At 40.9% G+C, this 25671-nt stretch carries 25 protein-coding genes, 1 tRNA gene and 1 CRISPR repeat array; of the genes, 20 read left to right on the top strand and 6 right to left on the bottom strand.

The features are described from left to right. The first annotated feature begins 130 nt into the window (after positions 1-130). Positions 131-207, top strand: a tRNA-Val gene (locus AK825_RS11160). Between the two features lie 230 nt (positions 208-437). Here AK825_RS11160 and AK825_RS11155 read toward each other — a convergent pair. Then, complete coding sequence (locus AK825_RS11155; protein ID WP_068037382.1) at positions 438-662, bottom strand: helix-turn-helix transcriptional regulator; 225 nt, start codon at positions 660-662, stop codon at positions 438-440. Positions 663-811: 149 nt separating this feature from the next. Here AK825_RS11155 and AK825_RS11150 point away from each other — a divergent pair, with 149 nt between their 5' ends. From AK825_RS11150 to AK825_RS11130, 5 genes are all read left to right on the top strand, one after another. Next, a complete protein-coding gene (locus tag AK825_RS11150; protein ID WP_011959964.1) occupies positions 812-1027 on the top strand; it encodes a hypothetical protein in 216 nt (71 codons plus the stop codon). Between the two features lie 11 nt (positions 1028-1038). Continuing rightward, the gene (locus AK825_RS11145; RefSeq protein ID WP_041773283.1) at positions 1039-2229 is read left to right on the top strand and encodes a DUF3596 domain-containing protein; all 1191 of its coding nucleotides are present in this window, start codon (positions 1039-1041) and stop codon (positions 2227-2229) included. Positions 2230-2231: 2 nt separating this feature from the next. Then, on the top strand, positions 2232-2522 hold the full coding sequence (locus AK825_RS11140) for a hypothetical protein (protein WP_011959966.1): 291 nt from the start codon (positions 2232-2234) through the stop codon (positions 2520-2522). 13 nt (positions 2523-2535) lie between these two features. Beyond that, complete coding sequence (locus AK825_RS11135) at positions 2536-2856, top strand: hypothetical protein (protein WP_068037380.1); 321 nt, start codon at positions 2536-2538, stop codon at positions 2854-2856. Positions 2857-2964: 108 nt separating this feature from the next. Continuing rightward, positions 2965-3472: direct repeats of the CRISPR family, unit length 28 nt; unit sequence TTTCTAAGTCACCTATGCGGTGATGAAG. A 303-nt stretch (positions 3473-3775) separates the two neighbouring features. After that, the gene (locus AK825_RS11130) at positions 3776-4042 is read left to right on the top strand and encodes a serpin family protein (protein WP_011959968.1); all 267 of its coding nucleotides are present in this window, start codon (positions 3776-3778) and stop codon (positions 4040-4042) included. Positions 4043-4425: 383 nt separating this feature from the next. Here AK825_RS11130 and AK825_RS11125 read toward each other — a convergent pair whose 3' ends face one another. After that, positions 4426-5685 carry a ferredoxin reductase family protein gene (locus AK825_RS11125; RefSeq protein ID WP_020444588.1) on the bottom strand — a complete coding sequence of 420 codons (1260 nt, stop codon included), beginning with the start codon at positions 5683-5685 and terminating at the stop codon, positions 4426-4428. Positions 5686-6005: 320 nt separating this feature from the next. Between AK825_RS11125 and AK825_RS11120 the strand changes: the two genes are divergently transcribed. From AK825_RS11120 to AK825_RS11085, 8 genes are all read left to right on the top strand, one after another. After that, entirely contained in the window at positions 6006-6611 is a 606-nt protein-coding gene (locus AK825_RS11120) for a cytochrome b/b6 domain-containing protein (protein ID WP_082787241.1), read from the top strand. Between the two features lie 19 nt (positions 6612-6630). Beyond that, entirely contained in the window at positions 6631-7305 is a 675-nt protein-coding gene (locus tag AK825_RS11115; RefSeq protein ID WP_020444568.1) for a response regulator, read from the top strand. A 64-nt stretch (positions 7306-7369) separates the two neighbouring features. Next, positions 7370-8833, top strand: coding sequence for an ATP-binding protein (locus tag AK825_RS11110; protein WP_011959972.1), 1464 nt, complete (start codon positions 7370-7372; stop codon positions 8831-8833). A 99-nt stretch (positions 8834-8932) separates the two neighbouring features. Next, positions 8933-9523 carry a PepSY domain-containing protein gene (locus AK825_RS11105; protein ID WP_011959973.1) on the top strand — a complete coding sequence of 197 codons (591 nt, stop codon included), beginning with the start codon at positions 8933-8935 and terminating at the stop codon, positions 9521-9523. Next, the gene (locus AK825_RS11100) at positions 9516-9830 is read left to right on the top strand and encodes a hypothetical protein (protein ID WP_020444569.1); all 315 of its coding nucleotides are present in this window, start codon (positions 9516-9518) and stop codon (positions 9828-9830) included. The genes AK825_RS11105 and AK825_RS11100 overlap by 8 nt, the downstream gene beginning before the upstream one ends. Before the next feature lie 55 nt (positions 9831-9885). Then, positions 9886-10968 (top strand): FAD:protein FMN transferase, encoded by a 1083-nt coding sequence (locus tag AK825_RS11095; protein ID WP_011959975.1) that lies wholly within the window; start codon positions 9886-9888, stop codon positions 10966-10968. Positions 10969-11031: 63 nt separating this feature from the next. After that, positions 11032-11715 carry a hypothetical protein gene (locus tag AK825_RS11090; RefSeq protein WP_011959976.1) on the top strand — a complete coding sequence of 228 codons (684 nt, stop codon included), beginning with the start codon at positions 11032-11034 and terminating at the stop codon, positions 11713-11715. Between the two features lie 81 nt (positions 11716-11796). Next, entirely contained in the window at positions 11797-12498 is a 702-nt protein-coding gene (locus tag AK825_RS11085; RefSeq protein ID WP_011959977.1) for a VIT family protein, read from the top strand. A gap of 361 nt (positions 12499-12859) precedes the next feature. On the opposite strand, the gene AK825_RS11080 is transcribed toward AK825_RS11085, so the two are convergent. Continuing rightward, a complete protein-coding gene (locus AK825_RS11080; RefSeq protein WP_011959978.1) occupies positions 12860-13690 on the bottom strand; it encodes a cation transporter in 831 nt (276 codons plus the stop codon). Between the two features lie 78 nt (positions 13691-13768). Between AK825_RS11080 and AK825_RS11075 the strand changes: the two genes are divergently transcribed. Next, positions 13769-14470 (top strand): IS1-like element ISPssp2 family transposase, encoded by a 702-nt coding sequence (locus AK825_RS11075; protein ID WP_011959554.1) that lies wholly within the window; start codon positions 13769-13771, stop codon positions 14468-14470. Between the two features lie 208 nt (positions 14471-14678). On the opposite strand, the gene AK825_RS11070 is transcribed toward AK825_RS11075, so the two are convergent. Beyond that, positions 14679-15650: a calcium/sodium antiporter gene (locus AK825_RS11070; RefSeq protein ID WP_068037378.1), complete on the bottom strand. Its 972-nt coding sequence runs from the start codon at positions 15648-15650 to the stop codon at positions 14679-14681. A gap of 172 nt (positions 15651-15822) precedes the next feature. Between AK825_RS11070 and AK825_RS14915 the strand changes: the two genes are divergently transcribed. The 5 genes from AK825_RS14915 to AK825_RS11050 all read left to right on the top strand — a co-directional run bounded on the left by AK825_RS14915 (position 15823) and on the right by AK825_RS11050 (position 23578). Next, on the top strand, positions 15823-15918 hold the full coding sequence (locus tag AK825_RS14915) for a hypothetical protein (RefSeq protein WP_227514060.1): 96 nt from the start codon (positions 15823-15825) through the stop codon (positions 15916-15918). Next, entirely contained in the window at positions 15912-16436 is a 525-nt protein-coding gene (locus AK825_RS11065) for a TIGR00645 family protein (protein ID WP_068037376.1), read from the top strand. Before AK825_RS14915 ends, AK825_RS11065 begins: the two co-directional genes overlap by 7 nt. Positions 16437-17386: 950 nt before the next feature. Next, positions 17387-17911 (top strand): hypothetical protein, encoded by a 525-nt coding sequence (locus AK825_RS11060; RefSeq protein ID WP_068037374.1) that lies wholly within the window; start codon positions 17387-17389, stop codon positions 17909-17911. Next, positions 17898-20261 carry a hypothetical protein gene (locus AK825_RS11055; protein WP_068037372.1) on the top strand — a complete coding sequence of 788 codons (2364 nt, stop codon included), beginning with the start codon at positions 17898-17900 and terminating at the stop codon, positions 20259-20261. Before AK825_RS11060 ends, AK825_RS11055 begins: the two co-directional genes overlap by 14 nt. Further along, entirely contained in the window at positions 20252-23578 is a 3327-nt protein-coding gene (locus tag AK825_RS11050; RefSeq protein WP_158511270.1) for a site-specific integrase, read from the top strand. The genes AK825_RS11055 and AK825_RS11050 overlap by 10 nt, the downstream gene beginning before the upstream one ends. 122 nt (positions 23579-23700) lie before the next feature. On the opposite strand, the gene AK825_RS11045 is transcribed toward AK825_RS11050, so the two are convergent. Then, the gene (locus tag AK825_RS11045; protein WP_068037366.1) at positions 23701-24570 is read right to left on the bottom strand and encodes an IS982 family transposase; all 870 of its coding nucleotides are present in this window, start codon (positions 24568-24570) and stop codon (positions 23701-23703) included. Positions 24571-24752: 182 nt separating this feature from the next. Continuing rightward, positions 24753-25637 (bottom strand): prolipoprotein diacylglyceryl transferase, encoded by an 885-nt coding sequence (gene lgt / locus AK825_RS11040; protein WP_011959981.1) that lies wholly within the window; start codon positions 25635-25637, stop codon positions 24753-24755. Between the last annotated feature and the right edge of the window lie 34 nt (positions 25638-25671).

Here is a 25671-nt window from a genome sequence, read left to right as displayed (position 1 = left end):
TTATTACGGTTTTCACTATATAATCAGGTTGTTCAAGCTGTTAAATCACATCTATTTGAATAATAACTTCTAGTTTAGATAGAAAACACTTGCAAAGTCTCGAAAACTTGCTAAAATGCTCAACCTAAATAGGCGTATAGCTCAGTTGGTTAGAGCGCTACCTTGACATGGTAGAGGTCGCTAGTTCGAATCTAGTTACGCCTACCAGATTCGAAAGCCCCAATCTTTATGATTGGGGCTTTTTTTATGCCCGTTTTATAAGGGTCGTAGCGCAAAACTTCTATTTGATTCGTGTTGTAGCTGCTCTATTTTTATCAGTATTCTTTTTTCTTAAAAAAGCTCGGTGACCAAATGGTGAGTAAAACGTGACCAACCTAAAATATCACTATCTTGTCTTCTCCGATATTTGACCTCTACTCCAAACTTTTCTTTACCACCTATTTAACTTCTTCTGATGCCTCGTTAGGGATATAAGTAAATAATTCACCCACACCCACATCTAGTGCTTCACAAATCTTATCCATGGTTTCAAAATCTATTCGCGAAGTCTGTTCATTATAGATTTTGTGCATTGTAGATTTACTAATGCCTGTCATCCTTATCAAATCAGCAACCTTCATTCTGCGCTCTGCTAATAAAACTGGCAAATTAGACACAATCATAATAAAAACCTTTATTTCATAAAAAGTACTTGTATCGAATAACAAATAACGGTATATTAAGCGTATCGAAGTACTTTGTTGTTTTATAGAAGTACATTAATGTTCGATAGACTCGTAAAGTAGCTTAATTAACTTACAAGGAATCTATTATGTCACATACTTACCTGACAACCCAAGAGCTTTCTGAGCGTATCAAATACAATCCGCGCACGATCCGTAATGAGCTTAAGGATAGCGTACTTATTGAAGGCATTCATTACATACGTCCTTTTGGTGGTCGCAAGATTTTATACGTTTGGGAAGAAATTGAAAAAGACATGCGTACTGGTATCACCGGTAGCATCAACGCCATGGCATTGCAATAAGGAGAAATATGATGGCTAGCATTAGAAGCAGAAATAAGAGGCTTATAGTCGATTTTTATTATATGGGCAAACGCTGTCGGGAGACGACAAACCTGATAGATACTCCGGCAAATCGTAAAAAGCTTGAAAGTATTATTTTGAATATGGAAGCCGAAATTAGGTTAGGTATTTTTAATTATGCTAAATACTTTCCGAAAAGTGATAAGGCTGCAGAAATGGTGGCTTTGAACGATCGTAAGGAATGTATTAATACCAACGTTCCTTCCTTCAAGCAGTTCGCAACACTGTGGTTTTCTGAAAAAGAAATTGAGTGGCGCGATACTTACAAGCGCAAAATACAGGAGATTATTGATATGTATTTGCTTCCTGAGTTTGGTACTAAACCCATTCATCTCATAAAAAAGACAGATGTATTAGCCTTCCGTTCATCGCTCGGCAAAGTAACGTACGGAAAAGCTAACAAACATCTGTCAGCGGCACGCATCAATTCTATAATGGTACCTTTAGGTATGATACTAAAAGAAGCCGCTAAACGCTATAAGTTTGATAACCCTTATTATGATATCAAGGCACTCAAACAGCCTAAAACTGATATTCAGCCTCTCACACTGGAGGAGGTTTGGACGTTTATTAATGGCGTGAGGGAGGATTATCGCCATTATTATCTGGTGCGATTTTTTACAGGTATGCGTACTAGTGAGATTGATGGGCTGACATGGGATAACGTTGATTTTAATCGTCGTGAAATTGTCATTAAGCAGGCGTTAGTCAAAGGCAAGATTGTTCCTCCTAAAACACAGGAGTCTTATCGTGCTATTCAGATGTCTCCATGGGTCTATGATGCGCTGAAAGAGCAAAAAGAAATCTCATATAGGCGTTCGGATTATGTGTTTTGCTCACATACGGGTGAGCCATTGGATTATAACAATGTGAATAAGCGTATTTGGCATCCCACACTTAAAGTTTTACGGTTGAAGAAGCGTAACGCCTATCAAACACGCCATACGGCAGCGACTTTGTGGTTGGCGGCAGGTGAGAGTCCTGAGTGGATAGCCAGTCAAATGGGGCACTCAACGACTAAGATGTTATTTAACACTTATAGTCGCTATGTACCAAATATGACACGGCAGGATGGTAGCGCTTTTGAGGCGCTCGTAAATCGAAGCCAGATGGCTCAATTATCTACTGACAAGGAGACGTAAAAATGAAAATTATTGATTACGATAAGCTATTTGCCGAGTTTAAGCCTAATGGCTATGTCAGTGAGGATGCCCATACTATCGCTAATATGTTGATTTATGATTTGTGTATTCAACCTGGTTATAATCTAGCACGCTTTTTAGAAATCAAGCCTTGCTTTGATAACCATATGGCAATACGTATATGGGTACAGAAGCGCTTGGATGCGAGTCTTGGATATTTGGTTGATGATATGTATGTTCAACTACAAAGCGAGATTTACGAGCTACTACCGCCGTCTGGTTATGGCTACTAACGAGGAGAATATCATGAGTGTTAACTTTGTGTTCGACTCAAGCCTAGATGATGTAGCAAAGCGTTTGTGCTATCAGTATTGGTCATACGTATCACCCAATGACTATATCGCTCATCTAAAGATACTTTGCTACGATTACAATATAAGGTCTGATGAGTTGTTTGCTACGCTTGCAAAATGCCAGGTTTATTTGGGTGATATACATTGCGAGTATTGCGGTCGTCCTTATCAACTCGATGTGCCAGCAGATATCCCCCATGCAAGACAACATAAATCTTGGTTTTGTGATGGATGCATCAGTTTTTCTGGGGGACAGCTTACGGTTAGTAGGTAGGTATTTGATAATACTTGATAACCAGATGGCCTAGGCTGTCTGGTTTTTTATTGTTTGTTATTTTTTTCTATGTCAAAAGCTTAGCGTTTAATCAGTCTTTTTGCGAGACTTCTAAGTCACCTATGCGGTGATGAAGTAGCCACGCCAGCGGGTGTAAACTTCACTCTATTTCTAAGTCACCTATGCGGTGATGAAGCTGTTCAGGTGTTAAATTGGATATTTCTTGATTTTCTAAGTCACCTATGCGGTGATGAAGATGCTTGATTTTATCCCACTCGATTTACACGATTTCTAAGTCACCTATGCGGTGATGAAGGTGATGGGCATAGCCATTCGTTAATACTTTATTTTCTAAGTCACCTATGCGGTGATGAAGCATTAGCTGGTTTTAATCCGTTTGATTCGGTTTTTCTAAGTCACCTATGCGGTGATGAAGGATAAGCAAGCGCAAGGCATTGTTAGCACGATTTTCTAAGTCACCTATGCGGTGATGAAGCTAGCTATGTTTAGCCCATCATTAATTTGGTGTTTCTAAGTCACCTATGCGGTGATGAAGGTTATCGTGGCTTAATTCGCATTGACCGTGATTTTCTAAGTCACCTATGCGTTATATCTAGTAGATAGTATATAAATAATGTATAAGGTATATAGAGTAAGGTTTGGTAGGAGAAAAATTTTTTATATATATAATATATACTATATAAAATACATGTTGGTTCAAGAAATTTTGCATAATTTATAATTTGATCTATAAGGATTGCATGAGTTGCTTCTGAAAGTCTTTGATATCATCGAAGCTGTTAATGCTGCTAGCCATTTGCTCAGCCAGTTTCTTGATGTCAGATTGGTTAGTCATTGCTTATTCTCCTGTTAGTGGATTATAAGCAGTTACACACTTTTTAGGAAAGGCTCGGCCAATATGGGAATGCCCATCGCTTTTGATAGTCGTGCTAACTACAGCTTGTTCAATGACAAGCTACCGTTAAAAGTAGATTCTGTTATCCATAAAGCGGTGGTTGAAGTTGACGAAAAAGGCACGGTTGCCGCAGCAGCAACGGGGATTGGTGTACAACTTGTTATGGCGACTCATAAAGCCGAAATTACAGCCGACCATCCCTTTATGTTTATGATTAAAGACAATAAAACCGATGCTATATTGTTCTTAGGGCAGGTAAATAAACTTTAGTAGGAAACAGCTCAATAAGGGTATGCCTATTGTGAACCAATCAGGCGCTCTAACTGGTTCGGTTCCCTAGTGAGGACTTGAATATTCGGTTGTACGCTATTGTTATCATCACTCCTAGTTATTTATAGTAGCTCCGTGTACACAGTAGTGTCCTTTTTAACATGAAATGGCGGTATATCCATTTCATGTTAAGTCACTGTAGACCATTAAGTATAAGACGGCCTTTAAACCACCAGGCTCCTGATCAACGTTCGATGACTTAAATTAATCTGTATACCATTGTCGTTCGCCTACTTAGCACTAGCACCGATGACTTTATGACTTGAGCCAGCGTGCCATTTGTCTTATTGGGTTTGTGTTAAGCACGGCAAATTGTACGTGTTCTAGCGAAAATCAAAAAACTCATAATGAATATTTTTGGCAGGAATACCATTTTCTTTCATTAACTCTTGTACTTTTCCTAAAAGCCCTTTTGGACCGCAAAAACTAATCTGAATCTGCTTTGGATTAACTTCACTGGCGACTTGCCGAATGGTTTCAGCCATGGCATTACTGCCACTTGGGTTGGCTACGAAATCTACTCCAGACTGTTCTGTCATCTCCTGCATACGCTCAACACTTGGAAAAACACGCGCAGGATCGAAGCAATATATCAGAGTGGCACGTTCAAAATGACCGATAGTTTTATCCTCTTGCCAAGAAATAAAGGGAGAGATTCCTACTCCGGCACCAATCCAGATTTCACGCTCTGCATTTGATATACGTTTAAAATTACCATGAGGCGCATAAATATCAGCCAACATACCCACTTTGGCTTGTTCATTTAGCTTTTTTGTATAATCACCCAATGCTCGAATCACAAAATGGATGTGTCCAGTATCAGAAGGTGCGTTAGCTATGGTAAAAGGATGCGGCTCGTGCAAACCTGGTTCTTTAAGAGAGATAAAGGCAAATTGACCAGCCTTAAATTGAAACCCTTTACGGACTGGCTCAAACTCCAAGTGTACCGCCGCTTTGCCCTGGGATATAGCGACTAACTTATACTCTCCGGCTTTGGCAATGAATGGGTACAATATCATCTTGTACAATGCTGCAATCACGCCTACAGAACAAAGTAGTGCTAACCAAATACCTGCTGGACTAGTCAGTGTGATGGGAGACTCAAAGCTCAGCCAATGTAGTATAACGATTAAAAAAAGTGGGCCTGAGAACTTATGCAACCAACGCCAGTTGCCATACGGGATTTTGCGATTCAGCGCCAGTAGTATAATCAGACCTAACGCGACAAGGCTGAGTTGACGCATCAAACGCGTCCAATATTTGGACAACTCCAAAATGGGCGCAAGATCCCAAGCGTCTAGCTTGGCTTTGAAGACAAAATGATAGACAGCGAAAATAAGTGCCCATATAGCAATCCACTTATGCGCTTCATAAACCCTGTCCAGACCGCCAAAGAGCCTTTCAATACCGTGCCAACGGCTAGCGAGTATGCATGAGCTTGCCATGCACGCTAAAGCCGAAGCACCCATTATCAAACTGACTGTTGCTGATGTGATCCACGTTTCAGAGGAAATTTGCATGAGTACAGTGATTGAAGTGATCAGTACGACACTACCGATCACTTGCCATGACTTTAAAGCCATAAGAATCTCCCGAAAAATTATTTTATTGCCGTTAAGAAAGCTTGATTTAACAAGTAGGTATTTATTGAGAAGTATGGCTAATAATACAGCCTGATTCTTAAATAATTCTTAAGTGGTGTATATGGCACGACGTAGGCTACCGGTTCGCTGCACAATGATTTACCTGTTTTAACGTCCTAAGCTCACCTTAAGATTTGTTTGTTGTAATAGCGATAAGGCAGATGATGTGATATCTCGTCTGCTTACGATATCTTGCTGATTTTCAGTGTTTAGCAGCGGGTGTTGTCAATAAACAAACAAATGATTAAGGAGTGACAACCATGAGCCAAAAAGACATCATTAATTGGGACAACTCTTCTGCACATGTACCGAACATGCCTAAAGCGAGGCAAGTAAAAGTTTGGGACCTATTAGTAAGAGTGACTCATTGGACAGTCGCAGCTGGTATTATTGCTAATCTGTTTTTTACCGAAGATGGTGGTGAGTGGCATGAGTATGTCGGCTATACCGTTTTGGGACTGGTGGTCATACGTTTACTTTGGGGTCTGGTTGGCACGCGCTATGCACGCTTTACTGGCTTTTTCCCCACACCAAAACGACTCAAACGGCATGTATCAGATTTAAGCGTTCGACGCGTTGATGAGCAGAATCTTGGTCATAACCCCTTGGCCGCACTGATGATGTTATCGTTATGGGCTGTGACTATAGGGTTAGGACTAACCGGTTATCTGATGGAAGCAGGGCTGTTTGGTGATAAAGAGGTGCTTGAAGAGATTCATGAGTTATTAGCAAACAGCTTATATCTACTGGTTCCTCTACATATCATCGCAGCGATTGCCATGAGTTACTGGCAACGCCAAAACCTCATTAAATCAATGATAACGGGCAAAAAAACGGTGACAGACAAGCCGACTACTATGAAATAAGTCAAGCGATGGAGCACTTATGGCACGCATATTATTGATAGAAGACGACAGCACCATCGCTGATGGAATTGTCCTTGGCTTAAAAAGTCATGGCATGATGGTGGATTGGTTTGGTGATGCCAAGCAAGGTGAGATGGCGCTGCAAGATGGCATGTTTGATGCGGTACTGCTGGATTTGACCTTGCCAAAAGGTGATGGCATGACCGTCCTAAAAAACTGGCGGGAAAAACACATAGATACGCCAGTATTGATTATCACCGCTCGCGATGCGATTGCCAATCGTGTGGCAGGACTCAATGCCGGCGCTGATGATTATTTGGTGAAGCCATTTGCATTAGATGAGGTGATTGCCCGTCTACAAGCATTGATGAGACGCAGCCAAGGTCGGTGTCAACCTGAAGTCCGTTATGGCGAAGTGGCCTATCAGCCTCAGAATCAGCAAGTCTCTTATCAAGGCAAAATGGTAGAATTAACCATCAAAGAAGTGGCAATCTTAGAGCAAATGCTGACCCACCCTAAGCAAATCCACAGCCGCGCAAGCTTAGAAGACAAGCTATATGGGTGGCAACAAGATATCGAAAGCAATGCCATTGAAGTACACATTCATCATTTACGTAAAAAACTGGGCAATGATTTTATCTTGACCAAACGCGGTATTGGCTACTATCTCAATCCAGTCCATAACCACCATTAACCACCGTTAGGCATTCAACGGTCTGTTTTTGGTGCCTCCACTTTGTCTGCTACTTGGTGAGCCTATGAAAAGTATTCAGCAACGGCTATTAACATCGCTACTGATTGGTTTACCTTTGCTGTGGGTGCTTACCTCAAGCTTTATTGCGTGGAAGCTTTGGCACGAAATCAATGAGATGAATGACACCCAAATCACTCAAGTTGCCCGTTATTTAATAGGGGTCGCCCCCAAAGAAGAGGACGATAAAGACCATCATAGGCAAAGGGATGATAACAAAAAGCACACGCCCAAAATCTATGCGTTAAAAAGTAAGCAGCTATCAGGTGATCTTGGTGAGGCTGAGGATGACTATATGGGCTTTGCCATTTGGGATAAAAAAGGCCGTCTATTAATGGCTGATGAAAATGGTCAATCATTTGCTTTTTTGCCAGACCAGCATGGGTTTTTAGAAGAGCATGATTCTGCCTATCAGCGCCTCAACCCTTTTAGTAAGCGCTGGCGTTTATTTTACGTCCATGATGATCATGACTATGAAGGTCGGGTCATTGCCGTCGGACAGAACCTCAAATCTCGCCGAGAGATGATTACTGATGCCATGTCCGTGCAAGTGCTGCCGATGTTGATTGGGCTATTTGCATTTATGGGTTTGGTGGTGTGGCTGATCCGGCGGGGGTTTATGCCGTTAACTCAGATTAGTAGTGCGCTTGAACAGCGTCAACCGCAAGATGATAGCCCCATCACAGCGGACGTGCCCAAAGAGATCCAACCGTTAGTGAGCGCCTTAAATGTCTTGTTTGTAAAAGTCGCGGATACCCTAGCACGTGAGCAGCGCTTTACCGCCGATGCCTCACATGAGCTTAGAAGCCCGCTTGCGGCGTTAAAGCTACAAGCTGATTTGTTACAGCAGCAGATATTGCAGTTATCTGGCGTAGAAGACGATAATCAGCTATTCTATCATGCCCAAAACATTAGCAATGGCATTGAGCGGGCCACTCATTTGGTCGATCAACTGCTGATTTTAGCCAAAATAGAACCGCAACAACAATTACCTCCTGAGCAATTAGAAAGTCCGGATTGGTTGATGCTAACGGATATTGTACTCAGTGATGTCAATCGGCTGGCTCGTGAAAAGCACATGCAATTAAAACGCACTGTGAACTGTGACAATCCTGCTGATATTCTACCCATCCTTATCAATCCAATTTTATTCAAACTGCTCATCCGTAACCTGTTGGACAATGCCATTCGCTATTGTCCCGAGGGCGCTTTGATTGAACTTCAGCTCGACACCAATGCTATTAGAGTGGTCGATAATGGCAGTGGCGTCGAGCCAGAACAACTGACGCGCTTAAGCGAGCGCTTTTATCGCCCAGCAGGTCAAAGCCAATTAGGTAGCGGTCTTGGGCTATCCATTGCCAATCGAATAGCAGAGCTGCACGGTCTGACGTTAGAGTTTGCTAACCGCTCTCAACCAGAAACTGGCTTTATCGTCACGATAAGACATAAAAAAGCGATATCAAGCATCTGATAAAACGATAAAAATTAATCGGCGTGGGCTTAAGGTTGAGTTAATATTTACCCCGTATGCTAGTTGTATTCCCTAATAATATAGACGGAGTACAATCTTATGAGCCTACCTCTATTAAAACCCTTATTATTGACTGTTGGTGCAACCTCATTAGTGTTTTTTGGTGGCGTTATCGCCTTATCTGTCCAGTCGCCCAGCGCTGATGACGCACTATCAGCTGCGAATGCCATGAGTCAAAATACTGACATTACCTCTATATCCTCTGATTTATCGTCCTTTAAAGCCGTGGCAAACCCTCTCACGCAATCCCCATTTGCCAATCCATCACCTCTGGCGGCACTCACAGCCACGCAAGCAACTGCGCTTGCGCAGCAAGACGCGCCCAATTCAGTATTGCAGGCTTCACCCGAGCTCGTCAATTATAACGGCACCGTCGCTTATGAGGTGCTATTAGACAGCGGCGCTACTTATATTGATGCCAGTGTCGGCACTGTACTGAATCCGGTTGCGACCAATGACTATCGTGCTGAGAGATTTGACGATGACGATTATGAAGATAAGCACCACGATGATGATAAACGTAAAGAGGATAAACATCGCAAAGCACACGATAAAAAATACTATAAAGAGAATGATCGCCTAATCGCCATGAGCTATCAGCAACATGATGAGGAGGAATACGATGACTAATACCAAATCACATTCGACACCAGCCGTCAAAAAAACGGCTAAAAAAGCAGATCCTTTTGCCGCTCTTAAAAGCAGCATTATGATGGTCTCGATTGCAGGTACTATGGCAGGATGGCTGGTACTACTCAATCAAGAACAAAAAACTGCCCCTGTGAGCACTGCCATTATAAGCACTGCTGTTGCTGAGTCTGATGAAAGGGCAGTCACGCCAACGCCCATCGCTGATATCAATCAATTGCGACAGGTCAATGCAGTCGCACCTGTTGAGGTAATAAGGGTTGTCGCTCGTACGCGATCTTCTCAATAAATAAGAAAAACCACAGATTATTTAGTTTGAATGTTTAGTCAAGGGAGGGCTTTGAATGCACACAAATATGTCCAATCAAACAACACCGCAACTGGCAACGATTAAACTGTTTGCCATGGGTTGTCACATTCAAATTAGCTTAAATACCACAAGACTGAGCGCGCAACCTTCACAAATGAGAATAGACCAACAAGTCGCTTTTTTGACAAACGATATTCAGCAGCGCTTAGCTGACTGGGAACATATCTTCAGTCGTTTTGATGACAGCAGTGAGCTTATGAGACTGAATAACCGTGGCGACCAATGGTCTGAGGTGAGTTCAGAATTATTTGAGGTGTTGCAGCGTGCCATTCACTTTGTCTCAAAGACTCAAGGCTTAGTAACACCAACGTTATTGCACCCTCTATGGGACGCAGGCTATAAGCATTCATTTGAGACCTTGCCCAAAATGTCTGTGCCATCATTACCTGTTACTAGCGTAAGCACCCCTACAAACGTGCAAGACACGACAAGTGCTAACCATGCCAATCAGCAGATAGAAGGTATTCAGCTTCGCCAGTTAGCTGACAGACAACATCAAGTATATCTGCCAGCTGGCATGGCACTGGATTTGAATGGATATGTCAAAGGGTGGTGCGCCATGCAGTTGGCGGAAAATATTAGCCGAGTTCATGACTGGCATATTCCCTGCTTAGTCGATATGGGTGGGGATATCGCGATTGGTGTTCCAAAAAACCCAACAGATAAACCGGTGTCTTGGGGAGTGGCTGTTGCCAAGCCGTATTTTGCCAATAGTGAGCACGTTCACAATGATGAAGATGTGGCGATCCTCAAGCTCAGCTCTGGGGCTGTCGCCACATCTGGGCAAGATTATCGTCGCTGGTTGCACGACGGCCGCTGGCAACATCATTTGATCCATCCGCATGACTTGCGTCCAGTAACAAGTGACGTCCTAACTGCAACGGTACTGGCGAAAGATGCGATGACGGCGGAGGTATACGCCAAATACTGCGTGCTTCTTGGTGTTAAAGCAGCCGTGGCGTGGCTCAACAAACACCATATTGCGGCGTTGTTAATAGATAGGGATAACAAAGTGATGGTGACTTCTGCCATGCGTCCAAACCTGCTTGCTAGTTAATTTATCACGCGACATGCGCTAGATATCAATACATTAAGTAAAGCCATTCATAGGAGCATAGTCATGCATACAGACCATCCTACCAGCAGTCATACTGCTTCCAATACTAATGTTCTCACTCAGGCTCTATGGGTTGGCTTAACGTTAAGCATTGCTATCGGAGTTGGTGGTTATGCGTCGTTAACTTGGGGAGAGACGGTATCTCAGCTACTGACCAGCACAGATAAACACTTTTGGTATTTATCACGGGCAAGCGGTGTTATCGCTTATACGTTATTTTGGTTGGCAGTCATTTTTGGCTTGTTGTTAAGCACTCGTTTAGGCAAGCGCTTTAATGCAGCGCGGGTATTTGTCTTACATCAGTATCTAAGCCTGATTGCCGTAGGCTTTGCCGCGTTTCATGCTGGTATCTTATTAGCAGATAATTTCTTAAATCTGAACTTATGGCAGGTGCTAATGCCTTTTGGTTTTCAGACTGAGCGTGTGGGCGTGGCCTTGGGGCAGTTGGGGTTTTGGTTCTTATTTATCTGTGCGTTTAGTTTTTATATTAAGCAGTATATTGGTCAATCAGCATGGCGCTGGCTACACTTTTTGACCTTTATGGCGTATATGTTCATCAGTATTCATGTGTTTATGGTGGGCTCAGACAGTCGCGCGCTGCCTTTGTTATTATTTTATGCCGGCAGTCAAACAATAGTCTTTTTACTAATAACCTATCGAATAATCGCTTTAAAGCAAGCAAGGTAACTATGTGGAAATTGGTGTGTCATTATAGGCTACACTGACATATTCTAATTTATGTCTAAATCGTTTGAGGGTATCTATGCTATGCATCATTCTATTCACGACGAAGCTCATCTAAGCAATCGCAATCATTGGCTTAGGGCAGCAGTACTTGGTGCCAATGATGGACTGATTTCAACCGCGAGTCTATTAGTCGGTGTCGCTGCAGCAAGTGCAAATAGTCAAACACTGCTATTGACAGGGATGGCCGCGTTAACCGCAGGTGCTCTATCGATGGCAGCTGGTGAGTATATTTCAGTATCGTCTCAAGCTGATACCGAAAAAGCGGATCTGGATAAAGAGTTGCATGAACTGACTCATAATGCTGAGCGCGAGCTATTTGAGCTCACCAAAATTTATGAGAAACGTGGACTGGATCATGTCTTAGCGCATCAAGTTGCCATAGCTTTGACTGAGCATGATGCACTAGAGGCGCATGCCCGAGATGAGATTGGTTTGACAGATCTGAGTCAAGCTAAGCCGATTCATGCGTCAGTTGCTTCTGGATTGTCATTCATTGCGGGCGCCATATTACCGATTATTGGTATTTTACTTTTGCCAGCACAAACACTGGTTTGGTCACTCGCGACTTTAACGATAGTAGGCTTAGCGCTACTTGGCATAATATCAGCGCGCTTGGGCGGTGCCCCTGTTATTCCTGCTACGTCTAGAGTTGTGATATGGGGTGTGCTCGCTATGGTCGCAACATCATTGATTGGTCGGTTGTTTGGGGTGGCAGCATTATAGGGGCCTCATAAAACTGGTCAGTAAATAAGGGTATACCCCAAAGGAACCAGCTATTTCACCCTTTAAACCTATTAACAGACTACTCAAAATAGACTGTTAATATGGAACTATCTATAACAGGCTTTTGAATTATGGGACTGGTCGCCGCGCTTTTGCCCTATCATTAGCCTATAGTGTGATGTGCATTTCACTATTTTATCAATTTCTCAGCCTGTTTTTTTCCCAGCCTACTTTTTGAACCACCACCTGCTCGAGGTCTCATATCCTTATGATGTTTGTTTCCTTCAAACCTAGCTACTTTACACTTAGCGGTTTGATTAAGCTACTTACTTGGGCTATTTGCTTGAGCTACTAGGCTCAGCTATTTACTTAACTTTAGTATTCTAAAGGCGCCTTGAATAACTAAAGCAAATACGATGCTCCCAATAATTAAATCAGGGGTACTCGAGTTTAACCAATTCACCAGAACACCTGCAACAATCACCCCTAAATTGATAATCACATCGTTTGAAGTGAAAATCATACTGGCTTTCATATGAGCCTCTTCTTTACTCTTCGATTTTTGCAATATATAAAGGCAGATTGAGTTTGCAATCAGAGCAAGAATCGATATAACAATCATGGTAGAAAAGTCAGGTAACTGCTCATTGCCAAAGAAACGTCTTATTACTTCTAAAAAGCCGAGAATCGCTAGCGTGATTTGAAAATATCCAGCAATTCTAGCAATACGTTTTTTCTTTACAACCGTTCCACCAACAGCAAACAAGCTGATTCCGTACACGAAGCTATCTGCTAACATGTCTAAGCTGTCGGCAACCAATCCCATTGAACGAGAAATCAGCCCAGTGCTCATTTCGATAATAAAGAAGGCAAAGTTAATAACCAGCACTATCCACAGTAGCTTACGTTGCTCCGCGTCTTTTTCATGATTAGCGTTAGTTTTGACTTCGATATTATCATTTGAATTAGAGGGGTCAATAGTTTCGGTTGAAAGTAGGGTGTCGCCTAAATTTAGGTCATGAATAGCATGCTGTATATTTTCAACATTACCATGATGAAATACGGTTAATTGACGATTAGGAATGTCGAATTCAAGATATTCAATATCCGAATTGCCATCTAGCTTCATTCGGATTAGGTTCTCTTCCGAAGGGCAGTCCATTTTCGATATTTTAAAAGTTGTTTTATTCATAAAGGTATCTGAATCCGGGTGGTGGTTCAAAAAGTAGGCTGGGAAAAAAACAGGCTGAGAAATTGATAAAATAGTGAAATGCACATCACACTATACATCAAATGCCCAGCCTGTCTAAGTGACAATATAAAGAAAAATGGCTTCAAAAGCTATGGTAAACAAAACTATAAATGCAAAGACTGCAAACGGCAGTTTATTGGAGACCATGCCTTAACGTACCAAGGATGTCACTCCCAAAAAGATAGCAAAATACGATATCTTATGGTTCGAGGCAGTGGCATAAAAGACATCGCTTGCGTTGAGAGAATCAGCAAAGGCAAAGTACTAGCCACCCTAAAAAAGTGTCACTACCCAATAACCCCCAAGCAAAGGCAATACGACTGTCTTGAAATTGATGAGCTTTGGACATTCGTAGGTAAAAAAACCAACAAACAATGGCTAATTTATGCCTATCACCGTGACACAGGTGAAATTGTTGCCTATGTGTGGGGAAAACGAGACCTTAACACTGTCAAAAAGCTTAAAGCTAAGCTGAAAGCCCTAGGCGTAAGTTGTGCTAGAATCGCTAGTGATACCTGGGATAGCTTTGTTACTGGTTTTAAGGGCTTTACCCAAGTCATTGGCAAGTTTTTCACGGTCGGCATTGAAGGTAATAATTGCACTATCAGACATCGAGTAAGGCGAGCATTTAGGCGAAGTTGTAACTTTTCTAAAAAACTGGAAAATCACTTTAAAGCCTTTGATTTAGCTTTCTTTTACATCAATCATGGGTATGTTTAATTTAGCCTACTTTTTGAACCACCACCGAAAAGCGGTATTATGATAATTTAATCCTGTCAGGCATTGCTGCCTGACTAAAGTAAATCAGCCTCCGATAAAGTCGGGGCGGTTCAATTTGAAGATGCCTAGGTAATTACATGAAAGTCTATGACGAATTATTAGAAACTGTAAACTGTCGAATCAAACGTATGTGATTATTAGTAACTTGCTACATACTGACCGTCTGAATTAACCAGACAGTATAGCCGACGAAAAATAGTACTAAGGTGGTGCCAGAAGTACGACCGAATGCACGCTTGGTTTTAAATGCAAATAGGCACATCGCAAACAGTAGTAAGGTTAAGAGACCCATCGCTAATATATCACGCGACAGAATAATGCTACTCGGAGTAATAGGCGCAATGAGTGCTGCTACACCTACGACTCCTAAAGTATTAAAAACGTTAGAGCCTATAATATTACCCAAAGCCATATCATGCTCGCCTTTACGTGCGGCCGACAAGCTCGCAACTAATTCAGGCAGTGACGTACCGATAGCGACGATAGTGAGACCAATGATAAGCTCACTCAAGCCCCAGAAAGTAGCAAGTTCGATAGCGCCCCAAACGATAGCGCGCGAGCTTAGTATTAATACGAGCAAACCAAGAAACAACCTACCTAAACCTTGCGCCATACTGTGTTCAGCTTTTGCAGTTTCTTCTACAGTATCGCCTTCATGTTCGTGGTTGCCTTCACGCAGGCTCAAGATGATTTGTATGCCTAAGACAACGACTAGAAGTACTATTAATACTATACCGTCGGTATTACTTAAGACGCCATCGCTTAATTGCCAAGCAGCTACTGCCGTCACCAACAGTAGTAAGGGCATATCACGATTGATAATACTTTTTCGGATAATAATTGGACTTATCAATACCGTTGCGCCTAATACTAAGGCGATATTAACAATGTTAGAACCATAAGCATTACCCAATGCTAGCTCAGGGCTACCTTCTAAAGCAGCTAACATGGACACTATCATCTCTGGTGCTGAAGTACCTAAACCTAGAATGATGACACCAATCAAAAAACTGGGTACATTCAACTTATTAGCTAAAGCGACGGCACCATCAATAAAAACATCAGCACTCCATACCAAAATTGCTAGTCCTACGACTACTGCAAGTATTGCCAACCACATCAGTGTCTTTCCTTATAAAAGTTAGAGTAATCGTTAAGAAAAATGGGCATAAAAAATTGAGCAATAGAAGGCTCAGTTTTATAGTAGCATAAGCAACCAGCGCAATTATGAGGAAAGGTATTATTATTTTCTATATTTTGAAGTCCTTAACCTCCCATTCAGCCTTGAAAGCATGATTAATGCATTTGCGATTACCAATAATGTGATTGTCATCATATTAAGCCTTGTAATTAATACCATCGAAAACCTTAAGAGATCCCTATGCTAAAGAAAACTGAGCAAAGATTAGAGAAAATCATATTTAATAGCCGTTGGCTACTAGCCCCATTTTATTTGGGATTAGTACTCGGTATTATTTTATTATTTATCAAATTTTTCCAAGAAATGTGGCATATGATCACCCATGTGCTCAGTGCGTCTGAAGCCGATGTGATCGTTGGTGCGTTAGCTCTTATCGACATGTCATTGGTCGCAAGTTTGTTACTCATCATTATATTCAGTGGTTATGAAATCTTTGTCTCAAAAATTGATACAGGGGATCATGAGGATCGTCCTGAATGGATGGGAAAAATTAATTTCTCTGGCCTAAAACTTAAAGTCATCGGTGCTATTGTTGCCATTTCTGCTATCGATCTTCTTAAATCATTTATGGATATACCCAAAGAGATGAGTGAGAGTGATGCTGATAGGTTGATGTGGAAAGTGATTATTCATATGACGTTTGTACTTTCAGGCCTGTTGTTTGCCTTGATGGACAAGATTGTTGGTGATACTAAAAAACATTAAAAAAAGTTCAATAGAAATCTATTTATTAATTTACGCGAATATGCGCTAAGGATCTTAGATGGCATGAGCCAGTTTATTGACCTTATTCGATGACATCAGTGTGATAAGTGATTTGTGCATTAAAATCCTGATGGTAATCTAATCAAGATCTATGAACGTCTAACAGAAATAGAGCTTTTAACAAAACTTAAAAATAAGCAGCCAACCTTTTTAGTAGCAGGCACTGAGGGCCCCCTGTGGTCAGGGATATCTGACTAACTTAGAATTCTCGAGTATATTGATTTTTCTTTGGTCATACTGTTTTTTTACGATAGAGAGTAAGCTTTATAAGACTAGCTCATAACTCGTACTGCGCCCTTAAGCAGTAGACTTCTCTAATATGCTTTTTTCTACCAAATCCTTAATAGCTTTCAATTCAGTATTCGCCGAACACTTCGTCATTATCCCCCCCCTTTTTTTTTGATCATGAGTTTGCCTTAAACACTAATCAACAGTACATTGACCATATTTACTTGCCTTGGATTCAATAGTTGCTGACGGTGGGTCTGCCAAAAGCTGGCTTTACTGATGATTTTATCCGTGGTTTTCTGTGCGCATAATAGTGTTTACTCTAAAGCTTGTAAAAACCAAATCAACCATTCAGTAACATCTGCATTCCCTTTTTGAGTACGCTCTAATATTTTGTAGTAATCATTACGATGTTTAAGTATTTGAGCCGACACGCTATAAAAACGTTGCATGCTAACATCACTTTACGCTACCAGCCCTGTTCCTCGTGAGTAAGGGGATTAACTAGAATACAAGTCATTCTCATCCACTTTAGCATCAAAATCAGAATTAATTATATGCGACACCAATTGACGCTTATCTCTCAGAGCAGCTTTTTTAATATCCTTTAAGGTTGTAAGGTATTTAACAAGGGTAGAGGTCAAATTTTAGAGGAATATAAAATGGATAATGTCACTATTGCTAAGTTACAAAAGACTTCAGTCGTGATTGTTAATGACATCGTCAAATTGTTTGAAATCTATAATCAGTTCATTCGTCCGCAAATTAAATCTTCGAACACATTTATAGCTTATCAAAATCTGACGCTAGCCAAGCCTATACTATTTATAAAAACCGGCGAAGTAATACAATTAGTGAATAACTTTGAAGTTTTTTATCTGTTAAAAACTGTAGATCTTAACCAAGAGTTGTGCGCAGAGAAAGTATCCATAGTAAAAATTAATGAAGCGCAATTCGAGGTTAAATATGCATTTTATGAATTGATTGACATTATATGTAGATATCAAAAATATTTAGATATCAGGTTAATTTATATTCATTTAAATAGATTTCTCACTGCTGATATAAACCAGCAGCTTTTTAGCTCAAAAAAATTCTCTATCGGTACTTTTTGTAATCTTATTAACATTCATGAGCAGACTTATTATAAACGTTATAAAAAGGACAAAAATAATGTCAACTATTAAGTCTCACTACCATCTTCGCGATGTACCGAGTCTCGACGTTATCAAACAGACCATCAACCACCAAGGCGATCATGACGATTTTAAGAATAGAGAAAGGGCAGTAGCAGCTATTGGTGATATCGTAGCAGTGGTTCAGGAAGGTTATTGCAATGCTGATCACCAAGAGCAACTGATTAATAAAGTGATAAAAATATTGCATGAGAGACCGGTTGCCGAGCGTGATATGCACATTGGCAGATCTGAGCTCAGTGAAAAGCCGCTTATAATGCAAGTCTTAATTTTGATGCAAAATATCATGTATAAGCGTCGTCAAACCGTTCGTCTTCGGCAGAAGCTGTATTGGCTTGCAATTGCGTTACACACTGCGGTTTTGCTTATGTATCATGGCAAAAAGACGCATATGCACAATATTTTGATGCAATTTAAACTGGCTCAATTCTCAAAGGCAGCAACACGAACCTGGATTTGGCGTGAGCTTCCTGAGATACCAGAGCAAAAAGTAGATAATATCTTGATATCACTACAAGATGTGTCAAAGCGTTTAGCGATTAAGTATGGTGATCGTACACAAAAAGAGTTTTTAAAGCTTCCTGATGTCAGACAAATTAATAAGATCATAGCGTCTTATCAAGATGCTCACTATGTGAAAAAACGTCTAAAAATAGAACCCAATAACCAGATAAAGCCTATTAGCCTAGCCAATCAACCTGTATTGTTAGCAGTCAATAATGTTCAAAATGACCTAGGGTCGAATGATGAACATTTTGAAGATTTCGTATTAGAGTCGCAATCGCAGTTTTATACGGCGATGACTGAGAGTTATGAGGGCTTAACCACCACATATGAAGAAAGTATTGATCATTATGACCCGCCCTTTATAAGTTATGAAGTCACTACTGACTTGCCAAAAGGGCTGTCTTTTCCGCTCCAAACGATAGACTTATCGCTGCAACAAAACCACATTTCTCAACAAGAACTCGCGCTCAATTCAAACGTTCGGGTACTACCAAAGTCCAGCTATCAGCGGATATTTTCAGCGCTTTGCCAAGATACTCAGTTTTCAACCAACACTTCCAATCGGGACTGTGCTTACATTTTGTTGCTGTCTATGATTACAGCGTTGCCCATTAAATCTTTAACTATTGCAGGATACATTGGTCATCCGAGTATTTTTAAAATTGGTTTGAATCGAAGCTACATTCAGCATTCGCTTGGTATTACCAAACGGCAAGAAGCGTTTAATGGTAGTAAGTATGAAAATCAGCTTGACATCATTAAAATTCCTGTCCCGCAATGGCTTATCGATGAAATATTAACAGGTGAGCTACCATCAGATAATGATATTCAAGAATATCTTACCTATCTACGCGCTAAAATAAGTTTGCCATACTTATCAACAAATCGTATTGAGACTGCACTGCATGTGGTGCTTTCTCGCTACACGCCAAACAGCAATGCTCACATCGCTGACCTGATTTGCAGAACGCCTGCCTCTCAAGCTCCAGCCATGTATTACAGCAGTCATCTTAGCGAAGAGATTTTGTCTCACTATAAATTAGCGCTGAGTATATTTAATCAAGACAATCACTTTGATATGTCATATATCACCCCTTGGCACAAGTACACGTTAGGTTCTGTATTTGCATTTACGCCAAATTATGTTCGTGAGATTATCACTGAGCTGCAAGCATGGGCGGACAGCAGTACTGATGCCAATACACATTTTAATCGTATCAGCATTTTCGTATGGTTTGTACTTTGTTTATTGACGGGTGTACGACCAAATAACGGTATCGGACTGATGAGCGATATCGATCTTGAGGCTGGCTGGCTAATGATTGATGACAAACCCAATCGAAAATCAAAGAGTCATAGACTCATACCTTTATGTTCGACACTCATACGCTTACTAAGCGATTACCGGAGCTATTTAATTGGTTATCAGCTTAATAATTTATTGAAACAGGAAATTAGCGAATGTATTGATGAGATACGTCTAGGTAATGAGATCGCATTATTGCGACTGCTATCAGAGAACTTCAGTACACTTGATGTCATCAAACGAGGCGACGCTTATCATATGACCAAAGATATTATTGACACTGACCCTTATTGGACCCGTCATTTTGTACGGACTCAACTTGAAAGACTAGGCGTTGATATGGTGCTCATCAATGCAGTTGTTGGTCATGAAAAAGCGCGCCAACATGCATTAGGACGTTTCTCATCACTTAGTAAGCATCAGATTAAACAAGTGGGTGATCAGTTTGAACAGCTGGCAGAGACATTGGGTTTAAAAGAAATTAATATCAAAAACAATCATGATGAATGGAGCATGTCGTGCTCGTAAATGAAATCAAGCCGCCTAAAATTATAGATACACTGGCAAAATTTGATGGAAGAAAAAAGGCTTATATCCCTGACCCTCAAATACTAGAAGAGGTAGGGAAGGCCAAGCAGCTTGAAATTGGATTGCTTGCTAAGTTTCAAACCAAATGGGAGCAACTACGTCAAGCGTATCCTGATAATATCAAGATACTAAAAGATACTAAAAAATACTCTCGTAAAGCTTGTGCTTATCATAGCCATACTTTTTTAGTAGAGAAGCATAGATGTCGCATTATATATTTTGATAAGCGCTGGTGGCGTTGGGATTTGCTGTTGCAACAGTTCAATATTGTTTTAAATCAACAAATCAGGCCCATAGATGCAGAAGGGTTTTTAGAGTTTCAAAGCTATGCTCATCAAACCATCACGCAGACATGCCAAACAGAGAAAAGAGTTAAACAAGCCTATAAAGTGGTAAATCGTTTTATTGACTATCAAAACAAGCATTTTATGCTTAATGATTATCGCTATCCTAATATCAAGACTGTATTGCCCACAAAATTTAATCCGCTCCTCATTAATAATGATTGGATCACTAAAGGTAAGCAAATTAATGAGATGGTACGAGCGGTAAGTCACCACTGGACACAAACGAGTGAGTATAGCTTAGAAGAAATATTAGGATGGCTGGTTTACTCTGGCATCATGTATGGTGGCATTAATAGTAAAGCCATACTTGAAAGTTGGCTTGAGGCTCTAATAAATGAAAAATACCAGCCATTTATCAATAAGCGATTACTAATATCAGTCCGGTTTCTACAAGCGTATTATGGCAATGAGCGTAGTAACACGCAAAATCAGCTTTACAACACTCAGCAAATTGTTCTAGATATGGTCAGCCAATGCTGGTTGCTACGATATCGCCAAGCAAAAAATAAACTGGCTATCAATGATGAGGCTGAAAAAAGTTTAAAAAAAAGTGCTGAGAGTTACTTGATAAACGCTTTAAAACCAGTGCTTAACAATGGGGGTTTGACGATTTTAACTTTTCCGCAGATGCTGTCTTACGCAAGTTACCATTGGGAGATGCTTGATGGTGCTGATATTGATCAAGCTTCCGTAGCGGTACTGAGTAGCAAGCAAAATACAGCAGGGCTGACCAAAGAGAAGTTTAAAGAATTTTTAGAAGGACAATATAAGAAATCGGTAAAAAATTACGACTTAGACGATATTCTAAAGTTGTCAATAAAAGGATCAGAAAATATATTAGATAAAAGCACGACTCCAAGCCTACATGGTAGAAAAGTACGGCGCTCAGAGCTGATTACGGATATCGCTAGTGATTTTAAAATTGTAGGAAGTCTAAAAAGTAAGAGATTAGGCTATAAACCGCTTACTTTGATCCAAAGGATAGAAAAAAGGTATGAGCAATACACTGCAGTTAATGAGAGGGTGTTTTTAGATTGGATACTGGCTCTTTTAAAAGATGAGTTGGACAATTCTATTAAAAGTACTTCCGTGTTGCAATACATTAGAAGCATTGGCTATGAATGGCTGTATTTTTCAATGAATCAGCCTATTGATGGTTGGGATGAAGAGGACTTTGAGGTGCTCTATGAGGATATTTTGGAGTACAAAACCACAGTTCGCCGTCACATAAATATTTCTTATTATGCAAAGCTGTTACAACGCCTTCATAACTTTGCTCATGAAAATTACGATCTACCACAAGTAACGATTGCCTATGAAAAAGAGGGTCGACGCGTTCGTGCTGAGTTGATTTCCCTTCATATGTATCACGCGATTATTACACAGATTTTGCATAGCGTGGATATTCTAGAGCGAGAGATGTTTGCTTTGATGTTTATGCTGGTCTATCGAACAGGAATGCGTAAAAAGGAGCTGTTAGGATTACGGTACATTGATATAGAAGGCCTAAATTCACCGTCTCCGTCACTTGTTGTTCGTAGTAATCCTTATCGTGATTTAAAAACAGCTGGCAGCAATCGTAGAATCCCTATTTATGCTTTGTTGCAGCCAGACGAGTTGGCATTATTTATAAGATACACACAAAGTACTGTCGGTCTTAATCCTAGAAGCTTTATATTCACACTATCTTCTGAAAAGACGCCAATTGATGATCACGTACCGCTACAACTGCTAAGACGTATCTTACAGGACATCCCAAAAAAGCCAGGTAATAAGCCGGAGCAAACCTTTCATGCGTTTCGACATACGGCGGTTACTAATTTATCACTTGTACTATGTGGTGATACTGAGCTTGTTAAAGCTTTGACTGATTATAACGAAGAAGACATTAAACGGATCAAATATGGCGTTCTTGGTGAGCATCTTAATGCGCAAGATCGCTGGTACGCTCTATCTGGAATCATGGGTCATTTATCACCGCAGCGCAGTTTTGAGTATTACAACCATATCGCTGTTTTAATGGCAACTTATGCGCTGAGCGGCGCTAATATTAAGCTACCAGTTGTTGCCATTAACAACGTCACTGGCATCAATAGAAAAAGGCTTAAAGAGAATGATGCCATTATCGACCATAACGACGTCAGCCTAACTAGCGTCCGAAAGTTGTTGTTTCGAAGTCTTAGTCAGCGCAAATATGAAGCGCCTCGCTTATGTATTAAAAACACGACCCTTTTAGTCGATTCACAAAGTAGGACAGAAACGTTATTTATGCGCTATGGCATGAATAGCATTTGGTTCTTATTACAGCAAAATGCTTTAGGCATAGCTTTAAAGCAGGCTGCAATAATGGTTAATATTGATTTACACGACGCAGATATCATTATAAATCGAGCGCGAAAAGTAGCCAATGTGACCTCGAGCCATGATAACCCTAGATTCATTGGAACAAATGGCCTTCCAAAAAGTATTCAGTACAAAAGTGATTATAGATTACTGTCTTCACTGCAAAGCAGTGCTCAAAAACTACGAGATAACTCATTAGATGATTGGCAGTGGTTTATAGCTCTATGCCAAGAGCATCTATCTTACAGTAAGGCGTTTGTTCCTTTTTCAATCAAAGAAAAGAAAGCGTTACGACGTTTTATCAAAATTGCCAAACAATTACTGCCAGCGAAAAATTGGCTAGTTGCTCATCCTGCGGCATCACAAGTCCATCTTAATTTAGCTGATATGAAGGGATTGCGTAGCATCAGTAAAGATAGTATGGGTACGTTCAACATTGGAATCGCTTTGATTGATAACAGATCCTCTGTAAATGATAAATGGCAATTTTCTCCGTTGCTGCGATTTTTTGTTTATATGGTATTGATTACGGATGAAGAGTTAGTGATTTTAGATAATGCGTCATAAGTTATTTAAGTTTGCTTCGGTGTTCGACAGCGACGCCTAGAATTTAAAAATCAGTGAATCTACTATCAATAATGGGGTAACCCCAGTTCGGGATAAGCCACATTGTAACTCATTGATACTATTTACAATGTCGCTACCTGTCTCTGCTGAGGCATATTTTTGATGGTGGGTTTATAGGGAAACCAGCAATAAGCAATCAAACCTGACAGCAAGTTTGTAATAAAACCCGTGACACTACGATGGCGTGAATGCTCAATCTGACACAAGTTTTTAAGCTCCCCAAACACCGTTTCAACCAAAGAGCGATGATTGAGTAGTGCCTCATCCATAGGCTTGAGTAATTGGGGTTTCATATGACGCCGAAGTTTAGTGATCAACGTAGTATCACTGTGTTTTGTGAGCCACGCGTTTAGGGCTTTACTGATATAGCCTCTATCCCCAAACACAGGTGTTGCCATATCCTTAACAGGCACTCTGTCATCCGTATTACCCGCAGTGACTTTAACAGATACAAGCTCGCCCTTATGATTGATAATGGCGTGTAGCTTAAAGCCGTAAAACCAGCCCATACTACCTTTACCTCTTTGCGCCATACTCTCAAAGACTTTATGACGGTAGATACGCTTGTTATGACAAACTGCTATCTTGGTTGAATCAATATAGCTGATACCCGTACAGTCGCCCATCATGCTTTGCAAGTAGCTGCACAGTGGCATGATACTGCGCGGCACAAGCTCTATAAATCGCGAGTAGCTCGGCAGATTTGGAAACTCCCGTTTCATCATGCCAAGCATGTGATGGTAGTAAAACGCCTTAAACTGTCGATACCGCAGTTGATGAAACAGTACCAAGATGGTCATCATCTCTGCTACACTTATCTGGCATGCTCTTAGCCGTTGACGGCCCGTTGCGATTAAATGAGCGTCAAACTCAGGTTTGAATTGCTGATAAAAGTCGTCAATATGGCAGTATAGTTCGGTTAGGTTGTCCATGTAAGAAGTCCTTTTTGCTTAAGTGGTCTTGGTAAACTTACTTTAGCAACTTTGGACTTCTTTTTTTATCTTTTTTTTGAGCGCTTATCCCGAACTGGGGTTAGGTATTAATTCTGCAAATGGAATGTATCTTGTTAGAACTGCATTTATATTTATTTGTTCATGCACCTCGACACTTATTTCTAATATGCAGACTGCTTACCCCAATCATAAATACCGCGTTTGTAAGCATAAATCAGCATGATTAAGCCGGCGATAATCATCGGCGCGCTTAAGATTTGCCCTTTGGTCATCCAACCTAATAATATGAATCCTTGGTCAGCATCTGGCTGGCGGAAGAATTCAATGATAAAGCGGCTGATGCCATAGCCTAGTAAGAATACAGCGGAGGCGGCCATACGTGGACGTGGTTTTGATGAATACCACCATAAGAATATAAATAGCAGCAGACCTTCGGCAAAGGCTTCATATAGCTGTGATGGATGACGAGGCAATATGTATTGACCATTGACTTCAATCATCAATTCTTGCAATTGTGGATTGCTCTGTAATTGCTCCATATCAAACGCCGCGGCTTGCGGAAAGTAGGTCAGCCAGTTATAGCCACCGTCTGAGACGCGACCCCATAATTCGCCATTGATATAGTTGCCGATACGCCCAAACAGTAAGCCGGTTGGTACACAAGGAACGATAAAATCGAATACTTGAAAGGTAGTCTTTTTATATTTACGGGCAAAGAACCACATACCTAGCATGACGCCGATAAAGCCGCCGTGGAAAGACATACCGCCTTCCCAGACTTTTAATATATAGGCAGGGTTTTGGAGTAATTCACCGAACTGATAAAACAGCACATAGCCAATACGACCGCCTAAGATGACACCAAGCGCGCCATAAAAGACTAAGTCAGAGACCATGTCGGTGGTCCAATTGTCGCGTTTGGTACTGCGATACCAAGCCAAACCGTAAGCGGCAGCAAAGGCTAGCAAATACATTAGCCCATACCAGTGCACTTCCAATGGACCCAAGGAAAGCGCTACGGGATCATACTGAGGATGAATCATCATAAAGGCACCATAATTATTGGTAATAGAATGTATG

It is taken from the genome of Psychrobacter sp. P11G5 (genome assembly GCF_001593305.1).
Classification (GTDB): domain Bacteria; phylum Pseudomonadota; class Gammaproteobacteria; order Pseudomonadales; family Moraxellaceae; genus Psychrobacter.
Note: the sequence above shows the minus strand (reverse complement) of the source record. Positions and strands in the feature narration are given on the sequence as shown.